Origin of the sequence: Corynebacterium sp., assembly GCF_012837295.1 — a bacterium.
Lineage (GTDB): Bacteria > Actinomycetota > Actinomycetes > Mycobacteriales > Mycobacteriaceae > Corynebacterium.
In genome coordinates, this window is sequence record NZ_DURI01000189.1 from 1 (window position 1) to 2,179 (window position 2,179).

Sequence of the window (2,179 nt, forward strand, 5' to 3'; positions counted from 1 at the left end):
CGACGATCCGCTCGGGGATGCGTGGGGACTCGTTCCGAATGGGGATGGCACGTCGACGATGGGAGGCAAGGCCGTCCCGCCGATGCTGTACCTGGACAAGTGTTGGCCCCATTTGCAGCGCCTGACTACGACCCCGCTCGGCGGCCACAGCCCAGCGCACGCACTGTTCGCCGGCGAGCCGACGATGCTCAACGGCGGACTGTGCTGGGAGGGTTTTGCCAAGGCATTGAGTCCGGCGGAGATGAAGGAGATCGCCGAAGACTTGAAAGACGCGACGCTTTTCGACGACCGTGACGCTTTCGAACCAGGCGTCATCGAGGACATGCCTTCAGAGCTTCACTATGCCCAGCACTATCTGGAGAAGGCGAAGGACTTCGCTCAGGAGATGAGCGACAAGGGGCTCGGCGCGGTCTACTTGATCGCCTGAAAAAGTGGCTGAGGCCCCCTGCCCATCCCCCATTGCCTAGATAACTTGCGACAAGTAACCTTGCGAAGTGATCGCCTGCTGGGGCGGTGAACTCACCATCATTCACGCCATAAGTCCGGCACGAAACAAGTTTCTGAGGTGACGCCAATGCGACGCTCGCTTTCCGATCTCATCGCGCAAGCCGACGAAATGGCGGAGCGATTCGAGAACTACGAACCCGACGACGGGGACCTCAACGCCCCGTTGTCGCCGATCATGGCCGTCAAACTGGCCCAGTTTCGACGGAGTCAGGCGGAGAAGGAATTGGCGGAGGCGATCCGCACCGCGCGGACCGCGAACGTCTCGTGGCGCGAGCTCGGCGAAGCAATCGGCACGAGCGGCGAGGCGGTCCGACAGCGGTACGCCGAATAGTCGCCGCCGATTAGGGTGGGCCCCATGAACGACCTGACCATCGCATCGGGCCCGGGGATCCCCGGCGGCCTGGTCATCCCCGCCGCCGACCTGACCGAGCGCTTCGCCCGGTCGTCGGGGCCGGGCGGCCAGGGAGTCAACACCACGGACAGCAAGGTTCAATTGTCCATCGACGTCGCCGGGTGCGGTTCGCTTTCCGACGGCCAGCGCCGCCGTGTCCTCCGCAACCTCGAAAGCCGCCTGGACGGGACGGTTCTCACCGTCTCCGTGACCACGCAGAGGTCGCAGATCCGCAATCGTGCCGAAGCACGTGAACGTATGGCCGCGCTGTTGCGGGAAGCGCTGGCCCCGCCACCTCCCCCACGGCGAAAGACGAAACCGACTCGCGGGTCGGTGCGGCGCCGCATCGCCGCGAAGAAGCGGCGCTCCGAGATCAAGTCGGCGAGGAAGCGGCCGGACGTTTCCTAGGCAATCGCGCCGAAGACCGGGAAATTGCGCCGAAGAATCGACCGGCCATCGCAGGCGGCGGGGACGGTACCGTCCGAAACGCGCCCGTGAAGGAGCGAATCCCCCTATGGTTAACGCCATGACCAGATCTGACGTGACCTTCCCCTCCGGAGATGGATCCTGCGCCGCGTGGCTGTACGTTCCCGACGACGCCCCTGCCCCGGGGCCGATCATCGTGATGGCCCACGGTCTCGGCGGCGTACGCCAGATGCGCCTCGATGCCTTCGCCGAGCGTTTCAGCGCCGCCGGCTACCGCTGCCTGGTGTTCGACTACAGGCACTTCGGTGCGAGCGCCGGGGAGCCCCGTCAGCTCCTGTCGGTGCGGCGTCAGCTCGAGGACTGGAACTCCGCGATCACCCACGCGCGGGGCCTCGACGGGGTCGACCCTGACCGTGTGGTCATCTGGGGCACGTCCTTTGGTGGCGGCCACGTGGTTCGGACCGCGGCGCGCGACCCCAGGCTTGCCGCGGTCATCGCGCAGTGCCCATTCACCGATGGATTGGCCTCGACGTTGGCGCTGCCGCCTGCGACCACGGTCAAGATCGGCCTGCTGGCCGTGCGCGATCTGCTCGCCGCGTGGCGCAACAAGGAACCTGTGATGGTTCCCGCTTACGGGGACCCGGGGTCGACCGCCCTGATGACGGCGCCCGACTGCGTGGCGGGCATCGAAGCAATTGTGCCCGCCGGAGATGACATCCGCTCGGACATCACGGCACGATTCGGGTTGGATATTCTGCGCTATTTCCCGGGACGACACGCCCGCAAGATCCAGTCCCCGGCGTACTTCGCGGTCTGCGAGGATGACTCGGTCGCCCCGCCGCGCCCCACCCTGCG

Annotated in this window: 4 protein-coding genes; all 4 read left to right on the forward strand. The window is 66.1% G+C overall.

Annotated elements, in window-relative coordinates; genetic code table 11:
• Window positions 1–427, forward strand: a 427-nt coding sequence (locus tag GX015_RS06345) for a DUF1877 family protein (RefSeq protein ID WP_291343683.1), incomplete at its 5' end; no start/stop codon positions are given.
• Between the two features lie 147 nt (window positions 428–574).
• Window positions 575–838, forward strand: coding sequence for a hypothetical protein (locus GX015_RS06350; protein WP_291343684.1), 264 nt, complete (start codon window positions 575–577; stop codon window positions 836–838).
• Between the two features lie 24 nt (window positions 839–862).
• Window positions 863–1,306, forward strand: a complete 444-nt coding sequence (gene arfB, locus GX015_RS06355; RefSeq protein WP_168938359.1) for an alternative ribosome rescue aminoacyl-tRNA hydrolase ArfB — start codon at window positions 863–865, stop codon at window positions 1,304–1,306.
• A gap of 118 nt (window positions 1,307–1,424) precedes the next feature.
• Window positions 1,425–2,179, forward strand: a 755-nt coding sequence (locus tag GX015_RS06360) for an alpha/beta fold hydrolase (protein WP_291343686.1), incomplete at its 3' end; no start/stop codon positions are given.

Excerpts from the sequence above, each read along its gene's own strand:
- GX015_RS06350 (WP_291343684.1), top strand. The coding sequence starts at position 575 with ATGCGACGCTCGCTTTCCGATCTCATCGCGCAAGCCGACGAAATGGCG.
- arfB (WP_168938359.1), top strand. The coding sequence starts at position 863 with ATGAACGACCTGACCATCGCATCGGGCCCGGGGATCCCCGGCGGCCTG.